This window comes from Pandoraea sp. XY-2, from assembly GCF_004193915.1.
GTDB classification, from domain to species: Bacteria; Pseudomonadota; Gammaproteobacteria; order Burkholderiales; family Burkholderiaceae; genus Pandoraea; species Pandoraea cepalis.
This window is the reverse complement of record NZ_CP030849.1, coordinates 4132586-4157623: the sequence shown is the minus strand read 5'-3', so window position 1 is coordinate 4157623 and position 25038 is coordinate 4132586. Positions and strand designations below refer to the sequence as shown.

At 63.2% G+C, this 25038-nt stretch carries 21 protein-coding genes and 3 pseudogenes; 21 read left to right on the top strand and 3 right to left on the bottom strand.

Annotated features, from left to right (window positions below; translation table 11 throughout):
• Window positions 1–15: 15 nt before the first annotated feature.
• Window positions 16–3240 carry an Rne/Rng family ribonuclease gene (locus DRB87_RS18710; RefSeq protein ID WP_130026959.1) on the bottom strand — a complete coding sequence of 1075 codons (3225 nt, stop codon included), beginning with the start codon at window positions 3238–3240 and terminating at the stop codon, window positions 16–18.
• Window positions 3241–3861: 621 nt separating this feature from the next.
• On the opposite strand from DRB87_RS18710, the gene DRB87_RS18705 reads away from it, so the two are divergent.
• The 4 genes and pseudogenes from DRB87_RS18705 to DRB87_RS18690 form a co-directional block, all read left to right on the top strand.
• A complete protein-coding gene (locus tag DRB87_RS18705; protein ID WP_130027968.1) occupies window positions 3862–4866 on the top strand; it encodes an RluA family pseudouridine synthase in 1005 nt (334 codons plus the stop codon).
• Entirely contained in the window at window positions 4853–5515 is a 663-nt protein-coding gene (locus DRB87_RS18700) for an HAD family hydrolase (RefSeq protein WP_017232494.1), read from the top strand. Before DRB87_RS18705 ends, DRB87_RS18700 begins: the two co-directional genes overlap by 14 nt.
• Window positions 5512–5927 (top strand): annotated as a pseudogene (locus DRB87_RS18695) (Rieske (2Fe-2S) protein). Before DRB87_RS18700 ends, DRB87_RS18695 begins: the two are co-directional and overlap by 4 nt.
• 143 nt (window positions 5928–6070) lie before the next feature.
• Window positions 6071–7045 (top strand): annotated as a pseudogene (locus tag DRB87_RS18690) (S49 family peptidase); the annotation flags it as partial.
• A 90-nt stretch (window positions 7046–7135) separates the two neighbouring features.
• Here the strand turns inward: DRB87_RS18690 and DRB87_RS18685 are convergent.
• Together DRB87_RS18685 and DRB87_RS18680 are read right to left on the bottom strand one after the other, a co-directional pair.
• Window positions 7136–7852, bottom strand: a complete 717-nt coding sequence (locus tag DRB87_RS18685) for an SAM-dependent methyltransferase (protein ID WP_130026958.1) — start codon at window positions 7850–7852, stop codon at window positions 7136–7138.
• The gene (locus DRB87_RS18680; RefSeq protein WP_130026957.1) at window positions 7849–8451 is read right to left on the bottom strand and encodes a Maf-like protein; all 603 of its coding nucleotides are present in this window, start codon (window positions 8449–8451) and stop codon (window positions 7849–7851) included. The genes DRB87_RS18685 and DRB87_RS18680 overlap by 4 nt, the downstream gene beginning before the upstream one ends.
• Before the next feature lie 202 nt (window positions 8452–8653).
• On the opposite strand from DRB87_RS18680, the gene DRB87_RS18675 reads away from it, so the two are divergent.
• The 17 genes and pseudogenes from DRB87_RS18675 to era all read left to right on the top strand — a co-directional run bounded on the left by DRB87_RS18675 (window position 8654) and on the right by era (window position 24924).
• Window positions 8654–9256 carry a DUF177 domain-containing protein gene (locus DRB87_RS18675; RefSeq protein ID WP_130026956.1) on the top strand — a complete coding sequence of 201 codons (603 nt, stop codon included), beginning with the start codon at window positions 8654–8656 and terminating at the stop codon, window positions 9254–9256.
• Between the two features lie 128 nt (window positions 9257–9384).
• A complete protein-coding gene (gene rpmF, locus DRB87_RS18670) occupies window positions 9385–9564 on the top strand; it encodes a 50S ribosomal protein L32 (protein WP_017232500.1) in 180 nt (59 codons plus the stop codon).
• 120 nt (window positions 9565–9684) lie between these two features.
• A complete protein-coding gene (gene plsX / locus DRB87_RS18665) occupies window positions 9685–10737 on the top strand; it encodes a phosphate acyltransferase PlsX (protein ID WP_051060079.1) in 1053 nt (350 codons plus the stop codon).
• A 39-nt stretch (window positions 10738–10776) separates the two neighbouring features.
• The gene (locus DRB87_RS18660; protein ID WP_130026955.1) at window positions 10777–11766 is read left to right on the top strand and encodes a beta-ketoacyl-ACP synthase III; all 990 of its coding nucleotides are present in this window, start codon (window positions 10777–10779) and stop codon (window positions 11764–11766) included.
• Between the two features lie 140 nt (window positions 11767–11906).
• Window positions 11907–12836 carry an ACP S-malonyltransferase gene (gene fabD / locus DRB87_RS18655; RefSeq protein ID WP_130026954.1) on the top strand — a complete coding sequence of 310 codons (930 nt, stop codon included), beginning with the start codon at window positions 11907–11909 and terminating at the stop codon, window positions 12834–12836.
• Window positions 12837–12860: 24 nt separating this feature from the next.
• Window positions 12861–13610 carry a 3-oxoacyl-ACP reductase FabG gene (fabG, locus tag DRB87_RS18650; protein ID WP_017232504.1) on the top strand — a complete coding sequence of 250 codons (750 nt, stop codon included), beginning with the start codon at window positions 12861–12863 and terminating at the stop codon, window positions 13608–13610.
• Between the two features lie 136 nt (window positions 13611–13746).
• On the top strand, window positions 13747–13986 hold the full coding sequence (gene acpP, locus DRB87_RS18645) for an acyl carrier protein (RefSeq protein WP_017232505.1): 240 nt from the start codon (window positions 13747–13749) through the stop codon (window positions 13984–13986).
• Window positions 13987–14133: 147 nt separating this feature from the next.
• On the top strand, window positions 14134–15372 hold the full coding sequence (gene fabF, locus DRB87_RS18640) for a beta-ketoacyl-ACP synthase II (RefSeq protein WP_130026953.1): 1239 nt from the start codon (window positions 14134–14136) through the stop codon (window positions 15370–15372).
• A gap of 167 nt (window positions 15373–15539) precedes the next feature.
• On the top strand, window positions 15540–16139 hold the full coding sequence (gene rpoE, locus DRB87_RS18635; RefSeq protein WP_017232507.1) for an RNA polymerase sigma factor RpoE: 600 nt from the start codon (window positions 15540–15542) through the stop codon (window positions 16137–16139).
• Between the two features lie 38 nt (window positions 16140–16177).
• Complete coding sequence (locus DRB87_RS18630) at window positions 16178–16873, top strand: sigma-E factor negative regulatory protein (protein WP_130026952.1); 696 nt, start codon at window positions 16178–16180, stop codon at window positions 16871–16873.
• On the top strand, window positions 16874–17932 hold the full coding sequence (locus tag DRB87_RS18625) for a MucB/RseB C-terminal domain-containing protein (RefSeq protein WP_130026951.1): 1059 nt from the start codon (window positions 16874–16876) through the stop codon (window positions 17930–17932).
• 130 nt (window positions 17933–18062) lie between these two features.
• Window positions 18063–19550 carry a DegQ family serine endoprotease gene (locus DRB87_RS18620; protein WP_206100037.1) on the top strand — a complete coding sequence of 496 codons (1488 nt, stop codon included), beginning with the start codon at window positions 18063–18065 and terminating at the stop codon, window positions 19548–19550.
• A gap of 12 nt (window positions 19551–19562) precedes the next feature.
• Window positions 19563–19808 carry a glutaredoxin family protein gene (locus DRB87_RS18615; protein WP_130026950.1) on the top strand — a complete coding sequence of 82 codons (246 nt, stop codon included), beginning with the start codon at window positions 19563–19565 and terminating at the stop codon, window positions 19806–19808.
• Between the two features lie 199 nt (window positions 19809–20007).
• On the top strand, window positions 20008–21813 hold the full coding sequence (gene lepA, locus DRB87_RS18610) for a translation elongation factor 4 (RefSeq protein ID WP_130026949.1): 1806 nt from the start codon (window positions 20008–20010) through the stop codon (window positions 21811–21813).
• Between the two features lie 18 nt (window positions 21814–21831).
• Complete coding sequence (gene lepB, locus DRB87_RS18605; RefSeq protein WP_130026948.1) at window positions 21832–22746, top strand: signal peptidase I; 915 nt, start codon at window positions 21832–21834, stop codon at window positions 22744–22746.
• Between the two features lie 275 nt (window positions 22747–23021).
• Window positions 23022–23972, top strand: a pseudogene (rnc, locus tag DRB87_RS18600) (ribonuclease III); the annotation flags it as partial.
• Window positions 23973–24030: 58 nt separating this feature from the next.
• Complete coding sequence (gene era, locus DRB87_RS18595; RefSeq protein ID WP_130026946.1) at window positions 24031–24924, top strand: GTPase Era; 894 nt, start codon at window positions 24031–24033, stop codon at window positions 24922–24924.
• Window positions 24925–25038: the final 114 nt, after the last annotated feature.

Genomic DNA, 25038 nt, shown 5'->3' with positions numbered 1-25038 from the left:
TCACGCTACGGCACGTTAGGCCACGTGATCCGACGAGCCGCGCGTTTCCACTTGCTCCATCGGGCCACTGCTGGCCGGCTTGGACGGACGGCGCTCGCGCGGCACGTGCGGTGCCGGTGCAGCTTGCGCTGCGGCCTCCCTGGCGGCGCGGTGCTTGTCGGCGTCCGTGTGGACCCAGACCAGACCCACACTTGCCAGCGACGACTCCAGCGCGTTGCTTTCCAGCGCAGGCGCTACGGCGGCCGGGGCCGGCCGAGTCGTCGCGACTTCCGTCGCGGCAACGGTGGCTACCGGTGCGGTCGGTGCCGGCGTTTGCACCGGCTTCGCCGTTTCGACGATCTCGAGCGGCGTCGACGGTGCGGTGGATGCCATCGGCGCGGGGCTGACGTCCGCCGGGGTGCTGGCGATGGCTGCCGTGGCGGCGATCTCGGTCAGGGCCTCGGCCGGGACGATAGGCTGCGCCGGGCTCGGCGTGGCTGCAGGCAACGGCGCGCTGACCGGCGGGACCACCGGTGCGGCGACTTCCACTGCAGGCAGCGGTGCCACGTTGACCGGGGCGATCGGTTCGGCGATGACCGGCGACGCGACTTCCGGCAGCGCTAACGGCGCGGCTTCGGTCACGTGTGCCGCCGGGACTTCCGCCGGCTCGACGTGAACCGGGGCGGGCGTCGATTCGACCTGCACCGTCGGCACATCGGCCGCCGTGACAGTCTCTGCCGCAATGACGGGCGCTGCCGCACGAGCCGGGACATCGGTCGCGGTGGTGTCGACGGATTCGTGCGTCAGCACTGGGGCGTGCACACCTTCCTCGCCGGTCGATGTCGCGCCTTCGGCCTGATCGCCTTCGCCATGGAGTTGCTGCTCATTGGCCTCACGCTCGCGACGGCCACCGCGGCGACCGCGACGACGGCTGCGGCGGCGCTCTTCACCCCCTTGCTCGCCTTCCTCGCCCGCGAGAAGCGGTGCGCCTTCAACCTGCGCCGTCAGACGATCCTGTTCGAAATCTTCCTGCTCTGCGACGAGCGGGGCGGCTTGGGCGACGCGTTGCGGCGTGGCTTGCTGGCCGTCTTCCCCGTCGGGCTGACGACGATCACGACGCTCGTTGCGGTCGCGACGATTGCCGCGTTCGCGGCCTTCGCGCGGCTCGCGACCTTCCTCGGCACGCACGTCCTGCGCCGGCTGACGCGGCTGCGCTTCGTCGCGCTCACGCTTGTCACGGCCTTCCTGACGCTCATTGCGATCACCGCGTTCGTTGCGCTCGGCACGTTCCGGACGGGCGGCGCGACCCTCACGACCTTCACGGCCCTCACGACCCTCGCGGCCCTCACGACCTTCACGCGCCGGTTGGCCGGCGTTGTCCTTGCCGGACTTGCTGTCGTCGCGAGCATTGCCACGACGGTTGCGGTTTTGCTGATGCGGACGTTCGTGGCGCTCGCGCGGCGGACGAGCGTTGGGCTTGGCCGGTTCTTCGGCCTGGACCGGTGCGGGTGCTGCAGGCTCGAGGCCCAGCAGGCGCTTCACAAAGCCGATGAAGCCACCGCTGCGTGCGGGGACCGCAGGCGCGGGTGCGGTCGCCGCGACGGGCGCAGGACGCGGTTGCGCGGCCGGTGCCGGCTGTTCAGGCGTAATGCCCTTGACGGCGGCTTCCTGGCGCGGGCGCACGTCTTCCTTCTTCTTGCTGTAAGCCGCCGGATCCTCTTCCAGGGCACGCGCTGCCTCTTCGGCGAGGACGTAGCTGGCCCTCGGGGTATCCAGACGCGGATCGTCGAAACGCAGGCGCTCGAGCTTATAGTGCGGCGTTTCGAGATGCTTGTTCGGGATCAGCAGCACGCCGACCTTGAAGCGTGCCTCGATCTTGTTGATTTCCTGGCGCTTTTCGTTGAGCAGGAACGCGGAGACTTCGACCGGCACCTGGCAGTGGATGGCTGCCGTGTGCTCCTTCATCGCCTCTTCCTGGATGATGCGCAGGACTTGCAGAGCCGACGATTCAGCGTCGCGGATGTGGCCGGTGCCATTGCAGCGCGGGCAGGTCACGTGCGTGCCTTCCGACAGCGACGGACGCAGACGCTGGCGCGACAGTTCCATCAAGCCGAAACGTGAGATCTTGCCCATCTGAACGCGCGCGCGGTCATGCTTGAGCGAGTCCTTCACACGTTGTTCGACTTCACGCTGGCTCTTGGCCGACTCCATGTCGATGAAGTCGATCACGATCAGGCCGCCCAAGTCGCGCAGACGCAGCTGGCGCGCCACTTCATCGGCCGCTTCCAGGTTGGTGCGAAGCGCCGTTTCCTCGATGTCGGCACCCTTGGTGGCGCGCGCCGAGTTCACGTCGATCGACACGAGCGCTTCGGTGTGATCGATCACGATCGCGCCGCCCGAAGGCAGCGGCACTTGGCGTGCGTACGCCGTTTCGATCTGATGCTCGATCTGGAAACGCGAGAACAGCGGCACGTCGTCGCGATATTGCTTCACGCGATTGAGGTGATCGGGCATGACCACCTGCATGAAGTTACGCGCTTGCTCGGAGATTTCTTCCGTATCGATGAGGATTTCACCGATATCGGGTTGGAAATAATCGCGGATGGCGCGAATGACGAGGCTCGACTCGAGATAGATCAGCGCCGAGTCGCGCGGCAGTTCGATGTTGGTGGCGGCGCCTTCGACGGCGCGCCAGAGTTGCAGCAGGTAGTTCAAGTCCCACTGCAGCTCTTCGGCCGAGCGACCGATGCCTGCGGTGCGGGCGATGATGCTCATGCCTTCCGGCAGTTCGAGCTGACCCATCGTCTCGCGCAGTTCCTGGCGGTCTTCACCCTCGATGCGGCGCGACACGCCACCGCCACGCGGGTTGTTCGGCATCAGCACGAGGTAACGGCCGGCCAGCGAAATGAAGGTCGTGAGGGCGGCGCCCTTGTTGCCGCGCTCTTCCTTTTCGACCTGAACGATGAGTTCCTGGCCTTCGGAGAGGGCGTCCTGGATGCGCGCATTGCGCACATCGGCACCTTCGCGGAAGTACGCGCGGGCGACTTCCTTGAACGGCAGGAAGCCGTGGCGGCCTTCGCCGTAGTTGACGAAGCAGGCTTCGAGGGAGGGTTCGATACGGGTAATAATACCCTTGTAGATATTGCCTTTGCGCTGTTCGCGGCCGGCCGTCTCGATATCGATATCGATGAGTTTCTGCCCATCGACAATTGCCACGCGCAGTTCTTCCTGCTGCGTGGCGTTGAACAACATGCGTTTCATGAAAACGACTCCCACCCGCCGCAGTTGCCAATGTGCAGTGCGTCGGGCACGTATCACTCGAGTTATCCAACACGCGAGGTTCGAGCCGGGGGTGGAAGAATTGCCGGGGGGTCCGGGCGATGAGGCCAACGGACGCAATGGCGCCAGCGAATACGTTATCGCGCTCACCCGGATCCGCCGAGGCACCGGAAAATTCCGGCCCGGCGCGGATCACTTCGGGCTTGCAGTCCCTACCAAGAGATACTGGACGAGAAACTTCATCAGCGTTTTCTCGGGGCGCCTGCCGACACTTTTTCTTCTTGTGACGGCGCCTCACCAAGACTCTTGCGCGAACGATACTCAGCAAAGCGATCAGCCCAGACAATCAAACCCGGGCTGACCACCAAAAAATTCTATAACCACCAACTCTATCCGCATCACGCGCGCTGCGACCGAAGCGGCCTATGGGCCCACTTCCTGCCGACGCTGCGTGATGTGCGTGCGCTCGCTGCTCCAGGGTCACCGGACGAGCAGCCTGCCCGGGGTGCAAGTAAAATACCGTTTTGAGGTCAGCACCGACAGAGGTGGGGATTTGGCATGATTCCCGCTACCACCACCTCCGTTGGGCAAATTATATTCATAATGAATGAGTTAGGCAAAAATCGGCAGAAAATGGTTTCGCCGGCGTCTGCGCCGCAGGTTCGGCTCGTCGAGGTCGACGACGGCTCGGCCGGCCAGCGGATCGATAATTTCCTCTTGCGCGAGTGCAAAGGCGTGCCGAAAAGTCACATTTACCGCATTTTGCGTAGCGGTGAAGTGCGCGTAAATAAAGGAAGAATAGACGCTACCTATCGCCTTGTGCTTGGCGATATCATCCGCATTCCACCGGTTCGCGTTGCCGCGCCGGCTGCCGAAGCGCCGGCCTACGTTCCCGCCGCCACCTTCCCCGTGTTGTTCGAAGACGATTACCTCATGGCGATCGACAAGCCGGCCGGGGTGGCGGTGCATGGCGGTAGCGGCGTGTCGTTTGGGGTGATCGAGCAACTGCGCCGCGCCCTGCCGCACCTGAAGTTTCTCGAGCTGGTGCACCGTCTCGACCGAGAAACATCCGGGATCCTGCTGCTCGCGAAAAAGCGCTCGGCGCTCGTCGGCATGCACGAGCAGATCCGGCACAACCGGATGGACAAGCGTTACCTGGCCTGCGTCACGGGCGAATGGCGAGACCGTCAGCGTGCGGTCAAGGCCCCGCTGTATAAGTATGTGACGGCAGAGGGCGAGCGTCGCGTGCGTGTGCAGGAAGACGGTCAGGCATCGCACACTGTATTTCGCATGATGGAGTCGCATCCGCCCTATACGTTGCTCGAAGCGGAACTGAAAACGGGGCGGACCCATCAGATTCGCGTTCACCTGGCGCATTGCGGTACGCCGATCGTCGGTGACGACAAGTACGGCGACTTCACGCTGAACAAGACATTGGCCCGTCCCGGCACCCGTCCCGGCATCAAGCGGATGTTTCTGCACGCGTGGCGGCTGAAGTTCAACCATCCGGTTTTAGATACGCCGATTGCGTTGGAAGCAGCGTTACCGCCAGAATGTCAGCAATTTCTGAACCAACTTCGAGGCGCTTCTGCCGATGCCAAGCCCTGAGTTCGACCTGGTCGTGTTCGACTGGGACGGGACGTTGATGGACTCGACGCCCACCATTACCCGCTGCATCCAGGCCGCCTGCCGCGATCTGGGGCTGCCCGTGCCGTCCGACGAGATCGCGAGCCACGTGATCGGCCTCGGCCTGCGCGATGCCCTGCAAATGGCCGTGCCGTCCCTCGACCCTGCGCACTATCCGCGCCTGTCTGAGCGCTATCGTTTTCATTATTTGATAGGCGACAAGGAGACCGTGTTGTTCACCGGAATCCGTGAGCTGCTCGAAGCCTTGCGCGCGCGTGGCCGTTTTCTCGCCGTGGCGACGGGCAAGTCGCGTGTCGGTCTGAACCGGGCGCTCGAAGCCGCCGGGCTGATGCGGATGTTCGACGCAACGCGTTGCGCCGATGAGACATTTTCGAAACCGCATCCGGCCATGCTGCAAGAGCTGACGCGCGAACTCGGTCAGGACCTGCGTCGCACGGTCATGATCGGCGATACCACGCACGATTTGCAGATGGCGCACAGTGCAGGAACGTCCGCCGTGGCCGTGGCTTACGGCGGTGCGCATCCGCGCGAGCAACTGGTGGCGCTGGAGCCCGCGTATTGCGCCGGGAGCGTGGCCGAGCTGCGCGACTGGCTGCTGGAGCGCGTGTGAGCGAGTCCGTCGTGCCGCTGCCGATCTGCGAGGGCGCCGCGCTCGAGGATGGGGGCGCGGCGTGCGTTTCGAGGTATGCGTGAGCGGTCGTCGTACTCCGGCGTTCGTGATTCGCTATGGCGGGCACGTCTACGCCTATCTCAATCAGTGCGCCCATGTGCCGATGGAACTCGACTGGTCTGAGGGGCAGTTCTTCGAAACGTCCGGCTTATACTTGATGTGCGCGACGCACGGCGCAACCTATGAGCCCGATACGGGGCATTGCGTTGGCGGCCCGTGTCGCGGCGGTGCGCTGCAGCCCGTGCGTGTGGAGGAGCGGTCGGCTGACCCGAACGGGGGCGATGCCGCTCACACGACCGTCGTCTGGTGGCCCGATGCGTACATCGAAGCGCCCGGACCGTCGGCACGCTGACGACACGACATCCCGGTTTCAATCGCAGTTTTCGCCTTTTACCCCAAGTTCTCTGGATACGTTATGGCTGACGCCCTGCCGCCTGATTCACCCCGCACCGAACCTGGTTTTCCTCCGCCCGGTGGGCGGTCGTCGTCGGCAGCGGGGGCGGCGCGGGCCGCGATCCGGGCGAGGTGAAGCTCTGGGAGCGCGAAATGCTGGAAAAGGTGTTGATGGCCGGCATTCGCGAGCAACGTGCGTCGCGCCGCTGGAAAATCTTCTTCCGCCTGCTGGTGCTGGCGATCGTCGCGCTTGTCATCTGGTCGATTTCCGATTTCGATGGCGGTACGGCGACGGTCGGCGCCGGCTCCGGCAAACATACCGCGCTGGTCACGCTGAGCGGCGAGATCGCGCCCGACGGTCAGGCGAGTGCCCGTAAGATCAACGCGGCGCTCGAATCGGCGTTCGAAGACTCGTCGGCGGCGGGCGTGATTCTGCGCATCAACAGCCCTGGCGGCAGCCCGGTTCAGGCCGGGATGATCTATGACGACATCATGCGTTTGCGGGCGAAGTACCCGAAGAAGCCGCTGTATGTCGTGGTCGAAGAGATTTGTGCCTCGGGTGGCTACTACGTTGCGGCGGCCGCCGACAAGATCTACGTCGACAAGGCGAGCATCGTCGGTTCCATCGGCGTGTTGATGGATGGCTTCGGTTTCACCGGGTTGATGGACAAGCTCGGCATCGAGCGGCGATTGCTGACGGCAGGGCGTAACAAGGGGTTCCTTGACCCATTCTCGCCGCAGACGGATCAACAGAAGACGTATGCCCTCGATATGCTCGAGCAGGTCCATCAGCAGTTCATCGGCGCGGTGAAGAAGGGGCGCGGCAATCGACTGAAGGACGACCCGGATCTGTTCAGCGGTCTGTTCTGGACGGGCCAGCGTTCGATCGAGCTGGGCTTGTCGGACGGCCTCGGGACGGTCGATTCGGTAGCCCGCGACGTGCTCAAGGCGCCGAATCTCGTCGACTACACCGTCAAGGAAAACTTGCCTGAGCGCGTGGCGCGACGTTTCGGTGCGGCCGTGGGTGCCGCGGCGATGAAGACGATGATGATGGGCGCGACCCTCTCGCTCAAGTAACGCCGACGCACCGCGGAACGCAAGCATGCAAGCGACAACGCCACGGAAGCTCTCCGTGGCGTTGTCTTTTACTGAGGCCGATATCGGGTGTTACTGGCCCAGAAATAGGAAAATGGCGGGGCGCTTGTGCAGATCGATACTCGCCTGAGGCCATCCCTTGATCCGGTGCGTGACAATCTGCTCGCCGTCCTGCGTGACGTCGACCGCGACGCACAGCAGGGTGGAGGCGTCGCAGGTCTGCAGCAGCGCGTCGAGCATGGCCTTGTTGCGATAGGGCGTCTCGATGAAGATTTGCGTCTGCTTCTCCTTGCGCGAGCGTTGTTCGAGTTCGCGCAAGCGCTTCGCACGATCGGCCGCGTCCGTCGGCAGGTAGCCGTGGAAGGCGAAACTCTGCCCGTTCAGTCCGCTGGCCATCAAGGCGAGCAGGATCGAGCTCGGGCCGACGAATGGCACCACGCGCACCCCTTTCTCGTGCGCCCGTCGCACCAGCAGCGCACCCGGGTCCGCCACGGCCGGGCAGCCGGCCTCCGAGACGAGGCCGCCATCGGCACCGGCAAGCATCGGCGCGAGGAGCGCATCGATGGCCGCTGCCGGCGTGTTGACGTTCAACTCGCGAATATCGATTTCCTGAATCGGCGTGGACACCCCGACCAATTTGAGGAATGCTCGCGTGCTCTTGGCCTGTTCGCCGACAAAATACGTCAGGCCGGCCGTCACGTTGCGGACGTCTTCAGGCAGTACCGCCGGCAGGCCGCCGCGGGTGTTCGTGCCGAGCGTATTCGGGATCAGATACAGCGTGCCGCTCATGCTGGCGCTCCTGCTGCGCTGGGGCCGGGGCCTGGCAAGCGAATGCCGGTGTTCATCAACATGGTCGTGAGCGCAATCAGCGGCAAGCCGATGAGCGCGGTCGGGTCGTCATTCTCGATGGTTTCGAGCAGCATGATGCCCAGCCCTTCGGATTTGGCGGCGCCGGCGCAGTCGTAGGGTGTCTCTGCATGAAGATAGGCGGCGAGCACCTCGTCGGGCAGATTGCGGAACTTCACCCGTGTCACGACATCTTTGGCCTGACTTTCGCCGTTGCGGGCATCGTGCACGCACAGGGCGGAGTGAAACTCGACGACCTTGCCGCGCATGTCGCGCAACTGTGTCATGGCGTTCTCGAAATTGCCGGGTTTGCCGATCTGGCGGCCTTCGAACGTGGCGACCTGGTCGGCGCCGATGACGATGGCGCCCGGTCGGCGCCCGGCCACCGCCTGGGCCTTCTGACGGGCCAGGCGCAGCGAGGTATCGCGCGGCGTCTCGCCGGGGGCGGGCGTTTCGTCGATGTCCGGGACGTCGACCGTAAAGGGCACGCGCAGGCGCTCGAGCAACTCACGTCGATAGCGCGATCCGGAGGCCAGGATCACGGGTGGCGGGGGTGTGCGGTCATCAGGTTTAAGTGTTTGACGAGAAACGAAAAACTATTTAGAATTCACGGCTTTTGCAATCTGGCGCTCGGTCCCGCCAGTCTGCGCGGTACGGGTCCAAACATCCGGAAACGGTGTTGGATCAAGGCGCTGCGAGTGGCAGGGGACGTTGAAAACGCGCTCAGATGCGCCAAAGGCAAGGATGAGCGTGATGAACGAATATATCGTCGATCTGTTCGAATTCGCGCGTACCGGCCGGGTGGCGGAAGGTGACGTGCAACTTGCGGCATTGCCGCGCATGGTAACCGAAGTGCCTGCCGAAGTCTCGGCGTCGGGGCGCGCCCAGGGCGTGTTCCACTGGCGCGCCGAAGGCGTCGAGAAGCAGGTGCTGCGTGCCGACGGGAAGCCCGCGGTGGCGCAGTTCCTGACGCTGTCGGTCGAAGGCCCGATGTGGCTCGAATGCCAGCGATGTCTCACGCCGTACCAGGAGCCGCTCGATTCGGAGACGACCTTCGAGGTTGTGCGTGACGAAGCGGCCGCGGAAGCCCGGCCCCTCGATGAAGATGAGTTCGAGGCGTTGGTCGGCTCCAAACATTTCGATTTGCGCGAGCTGATCGAGGAAGAATTGCTGTTGGCTTTGCCGATCGTGCCCAAGCATGAGGTGTGTCCGAATGTGCACGAAAGCCTGGCCACGGGCGACGACGGGTTGACCGAACCTGCGCCGCCGCCCGAAGAGGAGGATAAGCCGTCTCCGTTCGCGGCGCTGGCAGCGCTCAAGCGCTCGCCGGACAAGGACGGAAAGTAACGTGCGGCCGGGTCTCCGGCGCACCAAAGTACAAGTTTGCGTTAGTCGCACAGGTCGGGCCGACAGGCCGACATCGTAGGGCGGCGCTCGAACTGTGTTAAAATTTCGCGATATTTTGAGGAGTTATCATGGCCGTTCAACAGAACAAGAAGTCGCCGTCGAAGCGCGGCATGCACCGTTCGCACGATTTCCTGACCGCGCCGGCGACCGCCGTCGAGCCGACGTCGGGTGAGACGCATATGCGTCACCACATCTCGCCGAACGGTTTCTACCGTGGTCGCAAGGTCATCAAGACCAAGAACGACTAAAACTCGGCCCTCCAGGCGATACGCGCCCATCATGGCGCTGTTTGATCGTCCGATGTGGCAAAAGCGGCACTTATCCTGCCGCTTTTTTTGTTACCTGTACCGCAAGCCAATCACGTCGACATGACAGTCACCCTGACGATCGATTGCATGGGCGGAGATCACGGCCCATCGGTGACGGTGCCGGCCGCGGTTCGCTTCGTGCAGTCCACCGACGATGTCGAACTTGTGCTGGTCGGACAGCAGGAGGTCATTAACGCGCAACTCGCAAAGTTGCGCGCGACGGATCACCCGCGCCTGTCCGTGGTCAACGCGACCGAAGTGGTCGCGATGGACGACTCCGTCGAGACCGCCCTGCGCAGGAAGAAAGACTCCTCGATGCGTGTGGCGCTCAACCTGGTCAAGGACGCGCGCGCGCAAGCCTGCGTATCCGCCGGCAATACCGGCGCGTTGATGGCCGTCTCGCGCTATGTGCTCAAGACGCTGCCGGGCATCGAGCGGCCCGCCATCGCCACCGTGCTGCCGAACCAGAAGGGTGGTTACACCACCATGCTCGATCTCGGCGCGAACGTCGATTGCGAGCCAACCCACTTGCTGCAATTCGCCGAGATGGGCCATGCGCTCGTCGCGGCGGTCGATGGCAAGGAGCGTCCGTCGATCGGCCTGCTCAATATTGGCGAAGAAGTCATCAAGGGCAACGACGTCATCCGGCAGGCGGGCGAGCTGTTGCGCGGCTCCACGCTGAACTTCTACGGCAACGTGGAGGGCAACGATATCTATCGCGGCACGACCGACATCGTCGTGTGCGACGGATTCGTGGGCAATGTTGCCCTCAAGACTTCCGAAGGCCTGGCACAAATGCTCGGCGACATGATCCGCGAAGAATTCACCCGTACGTGGTGGACGAAGGTGATCGCTGTCGTTGCGCTGCCGATTCTCTCCCGCTTCAAAAGCCGCGTCGATCATCGCCGTTACAACGGGGCAGCATTGCTCGGGTTGCGTGCGCTCGTGATCAAGAGCCATGGCTCCGCCGATGCTTACTCGTTTGAATGGGCCATCAAACGCGGCTATGATGCAGTTCGCAACGGCGTGCTCGACCGTTTGTCGCGCGCCATGCATGAGAATCAGACCCAGCTCCAGGACAACAAGCCGGTGGGCGCCATTCCGGCGCTCTGACGCCGGCGGCCTCGCTCCGGCGCTCTAACCGATCATAAGATGACTCAGTCCGCGATTCATTCCCGCGTCGTTGGTACCGGCAGCTACCTGCCGGCGCGCCGCGTGACCAATCAGCAGTTGGCCGACGAGCTGGCCACCCGTGGCATCGAGACGAGCGACGAGTGGATCGTTGCTCGCACCGGTATCCAGGCCCGCCATTTCGCCGCGCCCGATCAAACGAGCAGCGACATGGCGGTGGAAGCCGCCAGGCGCGCGCTCGACATGGCCGGCCTGAGCGCCAACCAGCTCGACCTCATCATCGTCGCCACGTCGACGCCGGACTTCGTGTTTCCGAGCACCGCCTGCCTCGTGCAGAACAAGCTCGGTATCGACAACGGCTGCGCGGCGTTCGACATTCAGGCGGTTTGCTCCGGCTTTGCCTACGCCATGGCGACGGCCGACAACTTCATTCGCACCGGTGCGTACCGCAACGTCCTCGTGATCGGTGCCGAGACCTTCTCGCGCATTCTCGATTTCACGGACCGTACGACCTGCGTGCTGTTCGGCGACGGTGCGGGCGCGGTCGTGTTGCAGGCGTCCAGCGAGCCGGGCATTCTGGCAAGCGCGCTGCATGCGGACGGCAGCCACGCGAACATTCTATGCGTGCCGGGTAATGTGAGCGGCGGCGCGGTGCAGGGCGAAGCGTTCCTCTATATGGATGGCCAGGCCGTGTTCAAGCTGGCGGTGCGCGTGCTGGAAAAAGTAGCCCTCGAGGCCCTCGAGAAGGCCGGTTTGGCGGCGTCGGCGATCGACTGGCTGATTCCGCACCAGGCCAACCTGCGCATCATGACGAGCACGGCTCGCAAGCTTGGACTGCCGGAAGAGAAGATGGTCGTGACCGTCGACCAGCATGGCAATACGTCGGCCGCGTCGATTCCGCTGGCGCTCGACGTCGCGGTTCGTGACGGGCGCATCAAGCCGGGCCAGAACGTCATGATCGAAGGCGTGGGCGGCGGCTTTACGTGGGGCGCCGTGCTGTTCCGCATGTAAGTGGACCCGGCGCCAAGGCGCCGCGCGGACCTGACGGTGGGCCTTCAGGGCGCCGCGTGGGGTAGTGCGCCCCACGCCGCCAGATCGGTGCGCGACAGGGTGCCGCAATGTTTCTGAATCTGACTGCAAAACCAGGCGCTATGACATTCGCTTTCGTTTTCCCGGGACAAGGTTCCCAATCGGTGGGCATGCTCGATGCCTTCGCGGACAACGCGGTAGTGCGCGAGACCCTTGCCGAAGCTTCGGATGCCCTTGGGCAGGATATGGGCAAGCTGATCGCCGCCGGCCCGGCCGAAGACCTCAATCTGACGACCAACACTCAGCCGGTGATGCTCACCGCCGCCTACGCGATGTACCGCGCATGGCTGGCCGAGGGCGGTGCCAAGCCCGCATTCGTTGCAGGCCACAGCCTAGGTGAATACACGGCGCTGGTCGCCGCGGGCGTAATCGCGTTCAAGGATGCCGTGCCGCTCGTTCGTTTTCGCGCGCAAGCGATGCAGGAGGCCGTGCCCGTCGGGCAAGGGGGCATGGCGGCCATTCTGGGACTGGATGACGACACCGTTCGCAACGTCTGCGCCGAAGCATCGGCCGCGGGCGTCGTCGAGGCCGTCAATTTCAACGCGCCGGCACAGGTCGTGATTGCCGGCGCGAAGGCGGGCGTGGAAAAAGCCTGCGAACTGGCGAAGGCCGCCGGGGCAAAGCGCGCGCTCGTGCTGCCGGTGTCGGCGCCGTTCCACTCGTCGCTGCTCAAGCCGGCGTCGGATCGTCTGCGCGAATATCTGGCTGACGTGACGTTCAGCGCGCCGCAGATTCCGCTCGTCAACAACGTCGATGTCGCCGTCGAAACCGACGTGGCCCGCATCAAGGACGCATTGGTGCGTCAGGCCGCGGCCCCGGTGCGCTGGGTCGAATCCGTCAAGTGGCTCGCTGCGCAGGGGGTGACCCAAGTCGTCGAGTGCGGTCCGGGCAAGGTGTTGAGCGGCCTGACCAAGCGCATCGACGGCACGCTCACCGGGCTGGCGATCACCGATCCGGCGTCGCTCGGCGACGTGCGCGTGCAACTCTCGTAAGACACAGTCAAGGGTATCTCTCTCATGAGCAAGCAACTCGATAACCACGTGGCGCTGGTGACCGGCGCTTCGCGCGGCATCGGTCGTGCCATTGCCCTCGAACTCGCTCGCCAGGGCGCGACGGTTGTGGGCACCGCCACCAGCGAAGCCGGTGCGCAGGGCATTACCGCGTACTTCAGCGAGGCCGGTGTGACGGGCAAAGGCATCGTCCTGAATGTGACCGACGCCGAAGGCGTGGCTGCGGCACTCGACGACATCCTCAAGCAGTACGGCAAGCTCGACGTCCTCGTCAATAACGCCGGCATCACGCGCGATAATCTCGCCATGCGGATGAAGGACGACGAGTGGGACGACGTGATTGACACGAACCTCAAGGCGATCTTCCGTCTGTCGCGAGCGGTCATCAAGCCGATGATGAAGGCGCGCAGCGGCCGCATCATCAACGTGACGTCGGTCGTCGGTTCGGCGGGCAACCCGGGTCAGGCCAATTACGCGGCCGCCAAGGCGGGCGTTGCCGGGATGGCCCGTTCGCTGGCCGCCGAGATCGGCAGCCGAAACATCACCGTCAACTGTGTCGCCCCGGGCTTCATCGACACCGATATGACCAAGGCGCTGGGCGAAGCGCAGCACGAGGCGCTCAAGGCACGAATTCCGCTGGGCCGCCTCGGCGCGCCGGAAGACATCGCCAATGCCGTGGCGTTTCTCGCGTCGCCGCAGGCGGGTTACATCACCGGGACGACGCTGCACGTGAACGGTGGCATGTTCATGAATTAAGGGAATTTCGTGGGAATTGTGCTGATAATGCGCAATTTTGAACGATATTGAACATTATTTGGCGCAGGCTAACTTTGCTTGGCAAACCTGTTAAAATGCGCGCACTTGTCTGAACTAACTACCCCGGAGGGTTTGAATGGATAACATTGAGCAACGCGTCAAGAAGATCGTCGCCGAACAACTTGGTGTGAACGAAGCTGACGTCAAGAACGAATCCAGCTTTGTGAACGATCTCGGCGCCGACTCGCTCGACACGGTTGAGCTGGTGATGGCACTGGAAGAAGAGTTCGAGACGGAAATCCCGGACGAGCAAGCCGAAAAGATCACCACGGTGCAGCAAGCCATCGATTACGTTCAAGGCAATTCCAAGGCCTAAGAGGCCCGCGGAGGATCGCCTGGACGGCCGGGGTGCCGACCGGTTCCCGGCGTCAGGCATGCCTGTCAGCCGCAGGGAGCACAGGGTCGAACCCTGTCGCCTCTGTGGCTTTTGTTTTGTAAGACCCAGCAGAAGAAGGGGAGTATCGTGAGTCGTCGTCGCGTCGTCATTACCGGTCTGGGCCTGATCTCGCCGGTCGGCAACACTGTTGCCGAGGGTTGGGAGAATCTGGTCGCAGGCCGTTCGGGCATCGCCAACATCACGAAGTTCGATGCGAGCGAATTCAAAGTGCAATTCGCCGGCGAAGTGAAAAACTTCAAGACCGAAGAGTACTTGTCGGCGAAAGAAGCGCGCCGCATGGATACCTTTATCCATTACGGCCTCGCCGCAGGCATTCAGGCGTTCGAAGACAGTGGCCTCACCGTCACCGAAGCAAACGCGGAACGTATTGGCGTGCTGGTCGGTTCGGGCATTGGCGGTCTGCCGATGATCGAAGACACGCATGACGATTTGCTCAAAGGCGGCCCGCGCAAGATTTCCCCGTTCTTCGTGCCGGGCTCGATCATCAACATGATCTCGGGCCACCTGTCGATCAAGTACGGCCTGAAGGGGCCGAACCTCGCGATCGTCACCGCCTGCACGACCGGTCTGCACTGTATCGGTCAGGCTGCGCGCATGATCCAGTACGGCGATGCCGATGCGGTGCTTGCCGGTGGCGCCGAATCGACGGTGTCGCCGCTGGGGATCGGCGGTTTTGCCGCCATGACCGCGCTGTCGACGCGCAACGACGACCCGGCGACGGCGAGCCGTCCGTGGGACAAGGATCGCGACGGCTTCGTGCTGGGCGAGGGTGCTGGCGTGATGATGGTCGAAGAGTACGAGCACGCCAAGGCGCGCGGCGCGAAGATCTACGCCGAGCTGACGGGCTTTGGCATGAGCGCCGACGCGTATCACATGACCGCCCCGTGCGAGGACGGCGACGGCGCCCTGCGCGCCATGACGAACGCGCTGCGCGATGCCGGTATCAACGCGGATACCGTGAACTATGTGAATGCGCACGGTACGTCGACCCCGCTGGGCGATATCGCCGAGACGGTTGCCGTCAAGCGCCTGATGGGGGATGCCGCCAAGCAGGTCGTGGTGAACTCGACCAAGTCGATGACCGGTCACCTGTTGGGGGGCGCGGGCGGCCTGGAGTCGGTGTTTACCGTGCTGGCTGTCCATCACCAGAAGTCGCCGCCGACGATCAACATCTTCAATCAGGACCCCGCTTGCGACCTGGATTACTGCGCAAACGTGGCGCGCGATCTGAAAATTGATGTCGCATTGAAGAACTCTTTCGGATTCGGCGGGACTAACGGCACGCTGGTCTTCCAGCGAGTCTAGGTTCGCGGGACGCCGCGCAGGCGTCCCGTTCCGCTGACCCACGCTCCGGTGAGTGTGCCCGGGCGTGCGGCGTAACAGACACTTCCCGCCGCGGTGGCCCGTGCTGCCGTGGAGCCATCAGGCCCGACCGGGGCCTGGCCGCCAGAGAAAATACGGATCCCAATCAGGTGAGTGAACGAGAAATCGACCAGGCGCTCGTCGAGCGCGTGCAAAAAGGCGACAAAGCCGCCTTCGAGCTGCTGGTCGCGAAATATCACCGCAAGATCATCCGCCTCGTATCGCGGCTCGTGCGCGACGCCGCCGAGGTCGAGGATGTGACGCAGGAGGCCTTCATCAAGGCCTACCGTGCCTTGCCGCAGTTTCGCGGCGAGTCGGCGTTCTATACCTGGCTGTATCGTATTGCTGTCAACACGGCAAAGAACCACCTGGCAACGCAGGGACGCCGTGCACCGACTTCGACTGAAGCGAACGCTGAAGAAGCGGAAACTTTTGCCGAGGCTGATCAACTAAGGGATATCAACACGCCTGAGTCGTTGCTGATGAGCAAGCAGATTGCTCAAACGGTCAACGCGGCGATGGAGGCTTTGCCCGATGAGCTTCGAACGGCCATTACCCTGCGGGAAATCGAGGGGTTGAGCTACGAAGAGATCGCCGAAGCCATGGGGTGCCCGATCGGAACGGTCCGTTCGCGAATTTTCCGGGCGCGTGAAGCGATTGCCAGCCGGCTCAGGCCGCTGCTGGACACGCCTGACGGCAAGCGCTGGTGAGCGCGCCGCCGGGGAAGTTATTTTCGTTAGGGGATATCATGGGATCAGCGACGGTGCAAACGCAGCGGGGGCTGCAAGCCGAGCGAATTTCCGCGTTGGTGGACGGGGAATTCGATTCGGACGAGCTGGCTGCCCTGCTGGATGAGGCTGACGCTTCCGGCCGGCCTTTGTGGGACGACTACCACTTGATTGGAGACGCCCTGCGTTCCGATGAGTTGACGTTGCCGCGGTCGGCGTCGGCCTTCATGGCGGCCTTCTCGGCTCGCCTCGAAACCGAGCCTCACCTCCTCGCGCCGGCCGCACTGGCCGACGCCCAGGCAAGCGCCGCACAGGGCGCCAAGACCGCGGGCTCGCGTGTCACCCGTATCAATCCATTCCTGCGCGTACGCCGTGTGCTGCCAACGGCGGCTGCCGCGGCGGCCGTGGCGGCGCTGTCATGGGTCGTGGTGCCGCGTCTACAGGATCACCCCGCCGGCGGCACGCAGCCGCAGGTGTTGGCTCAAGCCGCGACGCCGGCCGCTGGGGGCAGTAACCTCACGCGCGTTACGCTGTCGCAACCGTCGCAAGCCGCCGTGGCGGCCAACGGCGCGAGTGCGGGGGCACCGAACGATCTGATCGTGTTGCGCGATGCACGGCTTGACCAGTATCTGGCGGCACATCAGCAATATGCCCCGACGCCGATCGGCCAGGGCGTTTCCCCTTATATGCGAGCCTCGGCGCAAGCGGACGAATAAATGCAGCGCCTGAGTATCGAATCCTTGCCGCGCGCGCCCATCGGGCGCACCTTCTTCCTGTTCGCCTTATTGCTGGCGACCACGCTGCAATCGCAGGCGTGGGCCCAGGCTTCCGCACCGACGAACGACCCGCTGATCGAGCGGCGCGAAGTTGGCGCGTGGCTCAACAAGATCCACCGCGCGGCGCAGACGCAAAACTACATCGGCACGTTCGTTTATCAGCGTGGTTCGACCATGCGCTCGTCGAAGATCAGTCACTTCGCCGAGAAGGGTAACGAGTACGAGGCGCTCGAGACGCTGGACGGACGCCAGCGCCGCATTCTCCGGCAGAACGACGATGTCTACACGCTCATTCCCGAGCAGAAGACCGTGTTTCTGGAAAAGCGCGAGAGCAAGGACTCGTTCCCTGCCTTGCTCGCCACGCCCAATCGCGACGTGCTCGACTACTACGCACCGAAGCTGCTGCCGAATGAGCGCATGGCGGGCTTTGACTGCATGGTGATCGAACTCACGCCAAAGGACGAGTACCGCTTCGGCTACCGGTTGTGGGCCGATCGCAACACCGGCCTGTTGCTGCGCGCCCAGACCCTCGACGCCGAAGGCCATTTGCTCGAGCAGGCGGCATTCTCGCAGATCTCGATCGGTGTGCCGAGTGAGAAGGCGCGCATCGTGCACGCCATCCAGGCAACGCACGGCTGGCACGTCATCAAGCCGCAAATCGTGCCGATGCATCTGTCCGATGCCGGCTGGAGCATCGACGTCGACAAGAAGGTGCCGGGGTTCAAGGCGGTGCGCGAAGTGCGCCGCACCATGCGATCGACGGTCGACGGCAAACCGCTGGAAGTCCAGCAGGTGGTATATTCAGACGGCATGGCCGGACTTTCGGTATTTATCGAACCGGCCACGCGAGAGCGCAAGGAAGGCCACGGCAGCGCCGGCGCGACGAACATTCTGATCAAGCGCTTTGGTGACTACTGGCTGACCTTGCTTGGCGAAGTGCCGCAGGCAACCTTGCAGCAGTTCGCCTCCAGCATCGAGTACAAACAGCCGGCGAAGTGACCGGCTGTCGGGTGGGCCGCAACCGGTGACGGTGCGGTCCGGGCAGCGAGGCACCGACAGACGCAATGCCCTGTCGGGGAGCCGGGCTGCCTTCAAGCATTCCGAGACTATCGCGCACCACGATCTTCCAATGAAGAAGACCTTCCTGCTTCGTGTCATCCTTGGTGGCGCCATTGCCGCGCAATTGGCGGGGGCACCTGCTGCTTTTGCCGCCCCGGCCTCAGGGGCGGCGGCGCCACTCGTCAGTAATCTTCCCGATTTCACCCAGTTGGTCGACCGGGTCGGCCCGGCCGTCGTGAACATTCGGACGACCGAGCGCGTGAGCCGCAGTCAGAGCGGCTTGCCGCCCGGCATGGACGGCGACATGGCCGAGCTGTTCCGCCGCTTCTTCGGTGTGCCCCTGCCGCAGCAGCCAGGCCCGAAGGGTGGTACGCCCCGACGCGGCCAGCCGCAGCCGGATGAAGAGCAGAACAGCGGCGTCGGATCGGGTTTCATCGTCTCGGCCGACGGCTACATCCTGACCAACGCGCACGTGGTCGATGGCGCTGAAAGTATCTACGTTACCCTCACCGACAAGCGCGAGTTCAAGGCGAAGCTGATGGGTGCGGACAAGCGCACCGACGTCGCCGTGGTCAAGGTCGACGCCAAGGACCTGCCGACCGTGCCGGTAGGCGACTCGAACAAACTGCGCGTTGGCGAATGGGTGGTGGCGATCGGTTCGCCGTTCGGTCTCGACAATACGGTAACGGCGGGCATCGTATCGGCCAAGGGCCGCGATACCGGCGATTACCTGCCGTTCATTCAGACGGACGTGGCCGTGAACCCGGGTAATTCGGGGGGGCCGCTCATCAACATGCGCGGCGAGGTGGTCGGCATCAACTCGATGATCTATAGCCAGACCGGTGGCTTCATGGGCATTTCGTTCGCGATCCCGATCGATGAAGTCATGCGCGTAGCCGACCAGCTCAAGAAGAGCGGCAAGGTCGTGCGCGGCCGGATCGGCGTGGCGATCAGCGAGGTCAGCAAGGAGGTTGCCGATTCGCTGGGGCTGCCGCGGGCGCAAGGCGCGCTGGTGCGCAGCATCGAGCCGGGTAGTCCGGCCGAGAAGGCGGGGGTGCAGCCGGGTGACATCATCATGAAGTTCGAGGGCCGGGCCGTTGATCATGCGACCGACCTGCCGCGCATGGTCGGCGAGACCAAGCCCGGGTCGAGCGCAATGCTGCAGGTGCTGCGCAAGGGCAAGAATCAGGACTTGCGCATCACCGTCGCGGAAGCCGATACGGATACGCCGAAGGCGTCCAAGGCGCAGAGCGGGAGTGCCGACACGCCCCACCCGAATGCGCTGGGCCTGGTGGTCTCCGACCTGACCGAATCGCAGAAGAAGGACATGAAGCTGCGCGGTGGCGTGCAGGTCGAACTGGCCGAAGGTTCGGCAGGGCGGGCCGGTTTGCAGCAGGGTGACATCATCCTGCGCGTGGGCGATGCAGACATCGTCAGCGCGAAGCAATTTGAGGAGGTGGTCAAGGCGCTCGATCCGAAGCGCCTCGTGCCGATCCTCGTGCGTCGCGGCGATGCCACGCAATTCGTGCCGCTGCGTCCGCGCACGCCCGGCAAGTAACACCGCTGTCTCATGCACGCGCCGGCGCTGACGCTCTATGGCCGCAAGTGGTGTCATCTTTGCGATGACATGCTTGCGGCGCTCGAAGCGATGCGTCCGGCGTGGAATTTCTCAGTCACCGTCATCGATGTCGACAGTGACCCGGCGCTGGAAGCGCAATACGACGAGATCGTGCCGGTGCTTGCACTCGGCGAGCGCGAGTTGTGCCGGTATCGTTTCGACGCAGCGGCGGTCGCTGCCGCATTGCGCTCAGGTTGACGTTTCGCTCTATCCCATCCCAGCCTCGAACGACGCCCGATCGTCCCAAGCTTCCCGCCAATTCCGATGGACTGCCGTGATGCATGCGATTCCGGACGGCATCGCCGCGCTTTCGGCTAAAATATCGTGTTTGCCGATTCTCTCGAAAGTCGCTGCCGAGCCGAATCCGATGGCACCGACTCTTCTCTAGCCTCGCCTCATGGACCATATCCGCAATTTTTCGATCATCGCCCACATCGACCACGGGAAATCGACCCTGGCCGATCGCATCATCCAGTTGAGCGGCGGTCTGTCCGATCGTGAAATGGAATCCCGGGTCCTCGACTCGATGGATCTCGAGCGAGAGCGTGGCATCACCATCAAGGCACAAACGGCTGCCCTGGAATACAAGGCGCGTGACGGCAAGGTGTACAACCTGAACCTCATCGATACGCCGGGCCACGTCGACTTCTCGTACGAGGTGAGCCGCTCGCTCTCCGCATGCGAGGGCGCACTGCTCGTGGTGGATGCCTCGCAGGGCGTGGAAGCGCAGACCGTGGCGAACTGCTACACGGCGATCGAGCTGGGCGTGGAAGTCGTGCCGGTGCTCAACAAGATTGACCTGCCATCGGCCGAACCGGAGAACGCGATCCAGGAGATCGAGGACGTGATCGGTATCGAGGCAACCGACGCCGTGCGCTGCTCCGCGAAAACCGGCTTCGGCGTGGAAGAGGTGCTCGAAGCGCTCATCGCCAAGGTTCCGCCGCCCAAGGGCGATGCCGCCGCTCCGCTGCAAGCGTTGATCATCGACTCGTGGTTCGATAACTACGTGGGCGTGGTCATGCTGGTGCGCATCGTCAACGGCACGCTCAAGCCGAAGGAAAAAATTCAGTTGATGGCCACGGGCGCGACCTACCCGGTCGAGCAAGTGGGGGTCTTCACGCCGAAGTCGCAGCCACGCCCGTCGCTGTCGGCCGGCCAGGTGGGCTTCATCATCTCGGGCATCAAGGAACTGGGCGCCGCGAAGGTCGGCGATACCGTCACGCATGCGCTGACGACCACGACCAAGCCGGCGCCCGAGGCGCTTCCGGGCTTCAAGGAAGTCAAGCCGCAGGTGTTCGCCGGCCTCTACCCGGTCGAGGCAAACCAGTACGACGCGCTGCGCGAATCGCTCGAAAAGCTCAAGCTCAACGACGCCTCGCTGCAATACGAACCGGAAGTTTCGCAGGCACTGGGATTCGGTTTCCGTTGCGGCTTCCTGGGCCTGCTGCACATGGAAATCGTGCAGGAGCGCCTGGAGCGCGAGTTCGACATGGATCTCATCACCACGGCGCCGACCGTGATCTATGAGGTGGTCGAGCGCGATGGCACGGTGACCACGGTGGAAAATCCGTCGAAGATGCCGGATCCGGGCCGCATTGAAGAAGTGCGCGAGCCGATCGTCACGGTCAACCTGTACATGCCGCAGGAGTATGTCGGCTCGGTGGTGACGCTGTGTCAGCAAAAGCGCGGCGTGCAGATCGATATGCAATACCACGGCCGTCAGGTGCGCCTCATTTACGAAATTCCGATGGCCGAGATCGTGCTCGACTTCTTCGATCGTCTGAAGTCGGTGTCGCGCGGTTACGCGTCGATGGACTATGAGTTCAAGGAGTACCGCACGTCGGACGTCGTCAAGGTCGACATGCTGATCAACGGCGACAAGATCGACGCACTGTCGATCATCGTGCACCGTTCGGAGAGCCGCCGTCGCGGCGCGCAGGTCGCGTCGAAGATGCGCGAAATCATTCCGCGCCAGATGTACGATGTGGCGATTCAGGCGGCCATCGGCGCAAACATCATTGCCCGTGAGAACATCAAGGCTTTGCGCAAGAATGTGCTGGCCAAGTGCTATGGTGGCGACATCTCGCGCAAGAAGAAGCTGCTTGAGAAACAGAAGGAAGGTAAGAAGCGCATGAAGCAGGTGGGGAGTGTCGAGATTCCTCAGGAAGCGTTCCTTGCCATTTTGCAAGTCGAAGACAAATAACGTAGCGACAGGTCCCGCATGAATTTCGCCCTGATTCTTTTTGTCCTGGTGCTGGTGACCGGGGTGGCCTGGTTGGCCGACAAGTTGGTGTTTCAACCGGCGCGCCGCCGGGCAGCACAGGACGCCTTGGCGCAATTCGATCAACAGCAGCTTGCCACGCAGGGGTCTGGCATCCAGGGCTCCGGCTCACAGGATAGCGGCGTGATCGCAAGTGCGCGTGCGAAAGTGCGCGACGACAAGCTGCGTCAGCCATGGTGGCTCGAGTATTCGGCGAGCTTCTTCCCCGTGATTCTCGCGGTGTTCGTGCTGCGCTCGTTCGTGGTCGAACCGTTCAAGATTCCGTCGGGCTCCATGATTCCGACGCTGCTCGTGGGCGACTTCATCCTCGTGAACAAGTTCGACTATGGCATTCGCCTGCCGGTGGTCAACAAGAAGATCATCTCGATCGGTGAACCCAAGCGGGGCGATGTGATGGTGTTTCGCTACCCGAAAGATGAGTCGATGGACTACATCAAGCGCGTGATCGGCCTGCCGGGCGACGTGGTGGCCTATGAGAACAAGAAGCTCACGGTGAACGGTCAACCCGTGTCGGAGACCGCCTTGCCGGACTACTTCGACGAGGAGCACATCGCCTACTTCAAGCAGTTCGAAGAGACGGTGGGCGGCGTGAAGCACCGCATTCTGAACGACCCGAACGTGCCGCCGTATATCCTGGGTGCCGACGACTTTCCGAACAAGCAGAACTGCCAATACAACAGCCAGGGCGTGATCTGCAAGGTGCCGGAAGGCAACTACTTCATGATGGGCGATAACCGCGACAATAGCGCGGACAGTCGTTACTGGGGCTTCGTGCCCGAGCAAAACATCGTGGGCCGGGCGTTCTTCATCTGGATGAATTTCTCGAACCTCAAGCGCTTGGGCCGCTTCCAGTAAGCTTGCCGGTCGACGGGGAGGCCGCCGCCCCCGGGCGATGGTTCGATTAATGCGGAAATTGGCGATAAAAAGCTGATTTCCGCATTATTATTTTAAATTTCGAATTAATTGGTGCGACGGGCAGAGGGCATGGGGGAGATCGACGTATCGTCACCCGGAAATGTCCGATCCCGCCCCCTCTCGCGAGTCCGAAAAGCCCGCCGCAAGGCGGTCCGGCCCGTCGTTTCTTGGCGACGACGCGCGCCGGGGCGGGAGCGTCGCGCTATACTTGCGCCATGCCTCAATCTCTGAACTCACTGGAAGAACGTCTCCAGTACCGCTTCCACGATGCGGAATTGCTTTGCCAAGCACTGACGCACCGTAGCCATAGTGCCGCCAATAATGAGCGGTTGGAGTTTCTTGGCGATTCCATCCTCAACTGTTCGGTCGCAGCGATCCTGTTCCGTCGCTACGGCAAGCTCGACGAAGGCGACCTCTCGCGTGTGCGCGCCAATCTCGTCAAGCAGCAATCCTTGTACGAAATCGCGCAGACATTGGGCGTCTCCGAATTTCTGCGCCTGGGCGAAGGCGAACTCAAGAGCGGTGGTTTCCGTCGCCCCTCGATTCTGGCTGATACCCTTGAAGCGCTGTTCGGGGCGATGTATCTCGATGGCGGGTTCGAAGCGGCGTATGCCGTGATCGAGCGCTTGTACACGCCGGTGCTTGAACATGTCGATCCGAAAACGCTCGGCAAGGATGCCAAGACGCTGCTCCAGGAATACCTGCAAGGCCACAAGATTGCGCTGCCGCAATACACGGTGACCGCCACGCACGGCGCTGCGCACAACCAGCAGTTCGAGGTGGAGTGCACGGTGCCGAAGCTCGACATCAAGGCCGGCGGATCGGGCGCGAGCCGACGCGCGGCCGAGCAGGCGGCTGCCAAGAAGGCGCTGGAGGAAGTGCAGAAGATGCCGGCGCTGGCCAAGCCGAAGGCCGAGAAGAGCGCCAAGGCCGCGAAGAAGCGGGCGGCGAAGGCTGCGGCATCCGAGGCAAAAATGGCGGAGAGCGCCGGGCAGATGCGCGCTGCGCCGGCCATGACGGCGCCCGTTGGCAACGGTGCCGCTCGCACGCCGACAGCGCCCGCGGAAAAACCGGCCGACAAGGCAGCGGATAAGCCCATCGACAAGTCCGCCGAAAAACCCGCAGCCGAGAAGTCGGACGCCGCCAAGCAACCCCCGGCCGCCGCCTGAGCCCCATTCAGGGGAGAGCGCGATGCGCCGCCCCCTTTCAAGAGAGTTTCCAAACATGAACGATAAGACGGATTTTCGCTGCGGGACCGTGGCGATCGTCGGGCGTCCGAACGTCGGCAAATCGACACTGCTCAACGCCCTCGTCGGTCAGAAGATCAGCATCACCTCGCGCAAGGCGCAGACGACGCGGCATCGCATTACCGGCATTTGCACCACGGACGATGCGCAATACATCTTCGTCGACACACCGGGATTTCAGACGCGTCACGCCACTGCGCTGAACCGATCGCTCAATCGCGCCGTGACCTCCACGCTTTCCAGCGTCGATGTCGTCATGTTCGTCATCGAAGCGGGCAACTTCGGCCCGGACGACGAGAAGGTGCTCAAGCTGCTGCCCGACAACACCCCGGTGCTGCTCATCGTCAACAAGTTCGATCGCATTGCCGACCGAGCGGAAATTCTGCCGTTCCTGAAAAGGGTGGGCGACCTGCGCGACTTCCGCGAGATCGTGCCGCTGTCCGCGAAGCGTCCGGATGACACCCATCGGTTGCTCGGGGTGTTGCGTCCGTACCTGCTCGAAGGCGAGCCGATCTATGGCGAAGACGATCTCACCGACCGAAGCGAGCGGTTCATGGCGGCCGAGATCCTGCGTGAGAAGGTGTTCCGCTGGACGGGCGACGAGCTGCCCTACACAAGCACGGTGATCATCGACAAATTCGAGCAGGAAGGGGATCTGCGCCGCGTGTTCGCAACGATTCTGGTCGATCGCGACAGCCACAAGGCGATGATCATCGGCAACAAGGGGGCGAAGCTCAAACAGATTTCCACCGATGCCCGTCTCGATATGGCGAAGCTCTTCGACGGGCCCGTGTACCTGGAAGTCTGGATCAAGGTGAAGGGTGGCTGGGCCGACAACGAGGCCGGCCTGCGGGCGTATGGCTACGAGTGAACCTGACACCTTACGTGACGATATTGCACCGCCGGACGATGTGACGCTGGCGGCAAGCAGTGTGTCGGCTGCCGGTGCGCCGCTGACGTCGGTCCCTCGTGCCTCGCACGCCGG

Excerpts from the sequence above, each read along its gene's own strand:
- DRB87_RS18710 (WP_130026959.1), bottom strand. The coding sequence starts at position 3,240 with ATGAAACGCATGTTGTTCAACGCCACGCAGCAGGAAGAACTGCGCGTG.
- DRB87_RS18705 (WP_130027968.1), top strand. The coding sequence starts at position 3,862 with ATGAATGAGTTAGGCAAAAATCGGCAGAAAATGGTTTCGCCGGCGTCT.
- DRB87_RS18700 (WP_017232494.1), top strand. The coding sequence starts at position 4,853 with ATGCCAAGCCCTGAGTTCGACCTGGTCGTGTTCGACTGGGACGGGACG.
- DRB87_RS18685 (WP_130026958.1), bottom strand. The coding sequence starts at position 7,852 with ATGAGCGGCACGCTGTATCTGATCCCGAATACGCTCGGCACGAACACC.
- DRB87_RS18675 (WP_130026956.1), top strand. The coding sequence starts at position 8,654 with ATGAGCGTGATGAACGAATATATCGTCGATCTGTTCGAATTCGCGCGT.
- rpmF (WP_017232500.1), top strand. The coding sequence starts at position 9,385 with ATGGCCGTTCAACAGAACAAGAAGTCGCCGTCGAAGCGCGGCATGCAC.
- plsX (WP_051060079.1), top strand. The coding sequence starts at position 9,685 with ATGACAGTCACCCTGACGATCGATTGCATGGGCGGAGATCACGGCCCA.
- DRB87_RS18660 (WP_130026955.1), top strand. The coding sequence starts at position 10,777 with ATGACTCAGTCCGCGATTCATTCCCGCGTCGTTGGTACCGGCAGCTAC.
- fabD (WP_130026954.1), top strand. The coding sequence starts at position 11,907 with ATGACATTCGCTTTCGTTTTCCCGGGACAAGGTTCCCAATCGGTGGGC.
- fabG (WP_017232504.1), top strand. The coding sequence starts at position 12,861 with ATGAGCAAGCAACTCGATAACCACGTGGCGCTGGTGACCGGCGCTTCG.
- acpP (WP_017232505.1), top strand. The coding sequence starts at position 13,747 with ATGGATAACATTGAGCAACGCGTCAAGAAGATCGTCGCCGAACAACTT.
- DRB87_RS18630 (WP_130026952.1), top strand. The coding sequence starts at position 16,178 with ATGGGATCAGCGACGGTGCAAACGCAGCGGGGGCTGCAAGCCGAGCGA.
- DRB87_RS18625 (WP_130026951.1), top strand. The coding sequence starts at position 16,874 with ATGCAGCGCCTGAGTATCGAATCCTTGCCGCGCGCGCCCATCGGGCGC.
- DRB87_RS18620 (WP_206100037.1), top strand. The coding sequence starts at position 18,063 with ATGAAGAAGACCTTCCTGCTTCGTGTCATCCTTGGTGGCGCCATTGCC.
- DRB87_RS18615 (WP_130026950.1), top strand. The coding sequence starts at position 19,563 with ATGCACGCGCCGGCGCTGACGCTCTATGGCCGCAAGTGGTGTCATCTT.
- lepA (WP_130026949.1), top strand. The coding sequence starts at position 20,008 with ATGGACCATATCCGCAATTTTTCGATCATCGCCCACATCGACCACGGG.
- lepB (WP_130026948.1), top strand. The coding sequence starts at position 21,832 with ATGAATTTCGCCCTGATTCTTTTTGTCCTGGTGCTGGTGACCGGGGTG.
- era (WP_130026946.1), top strand. The coding sequence starts at position 24,031 with ATGAACGATAAGACGGATTTTCGCTGCGGGACCGTGGCGATCGTCGGG.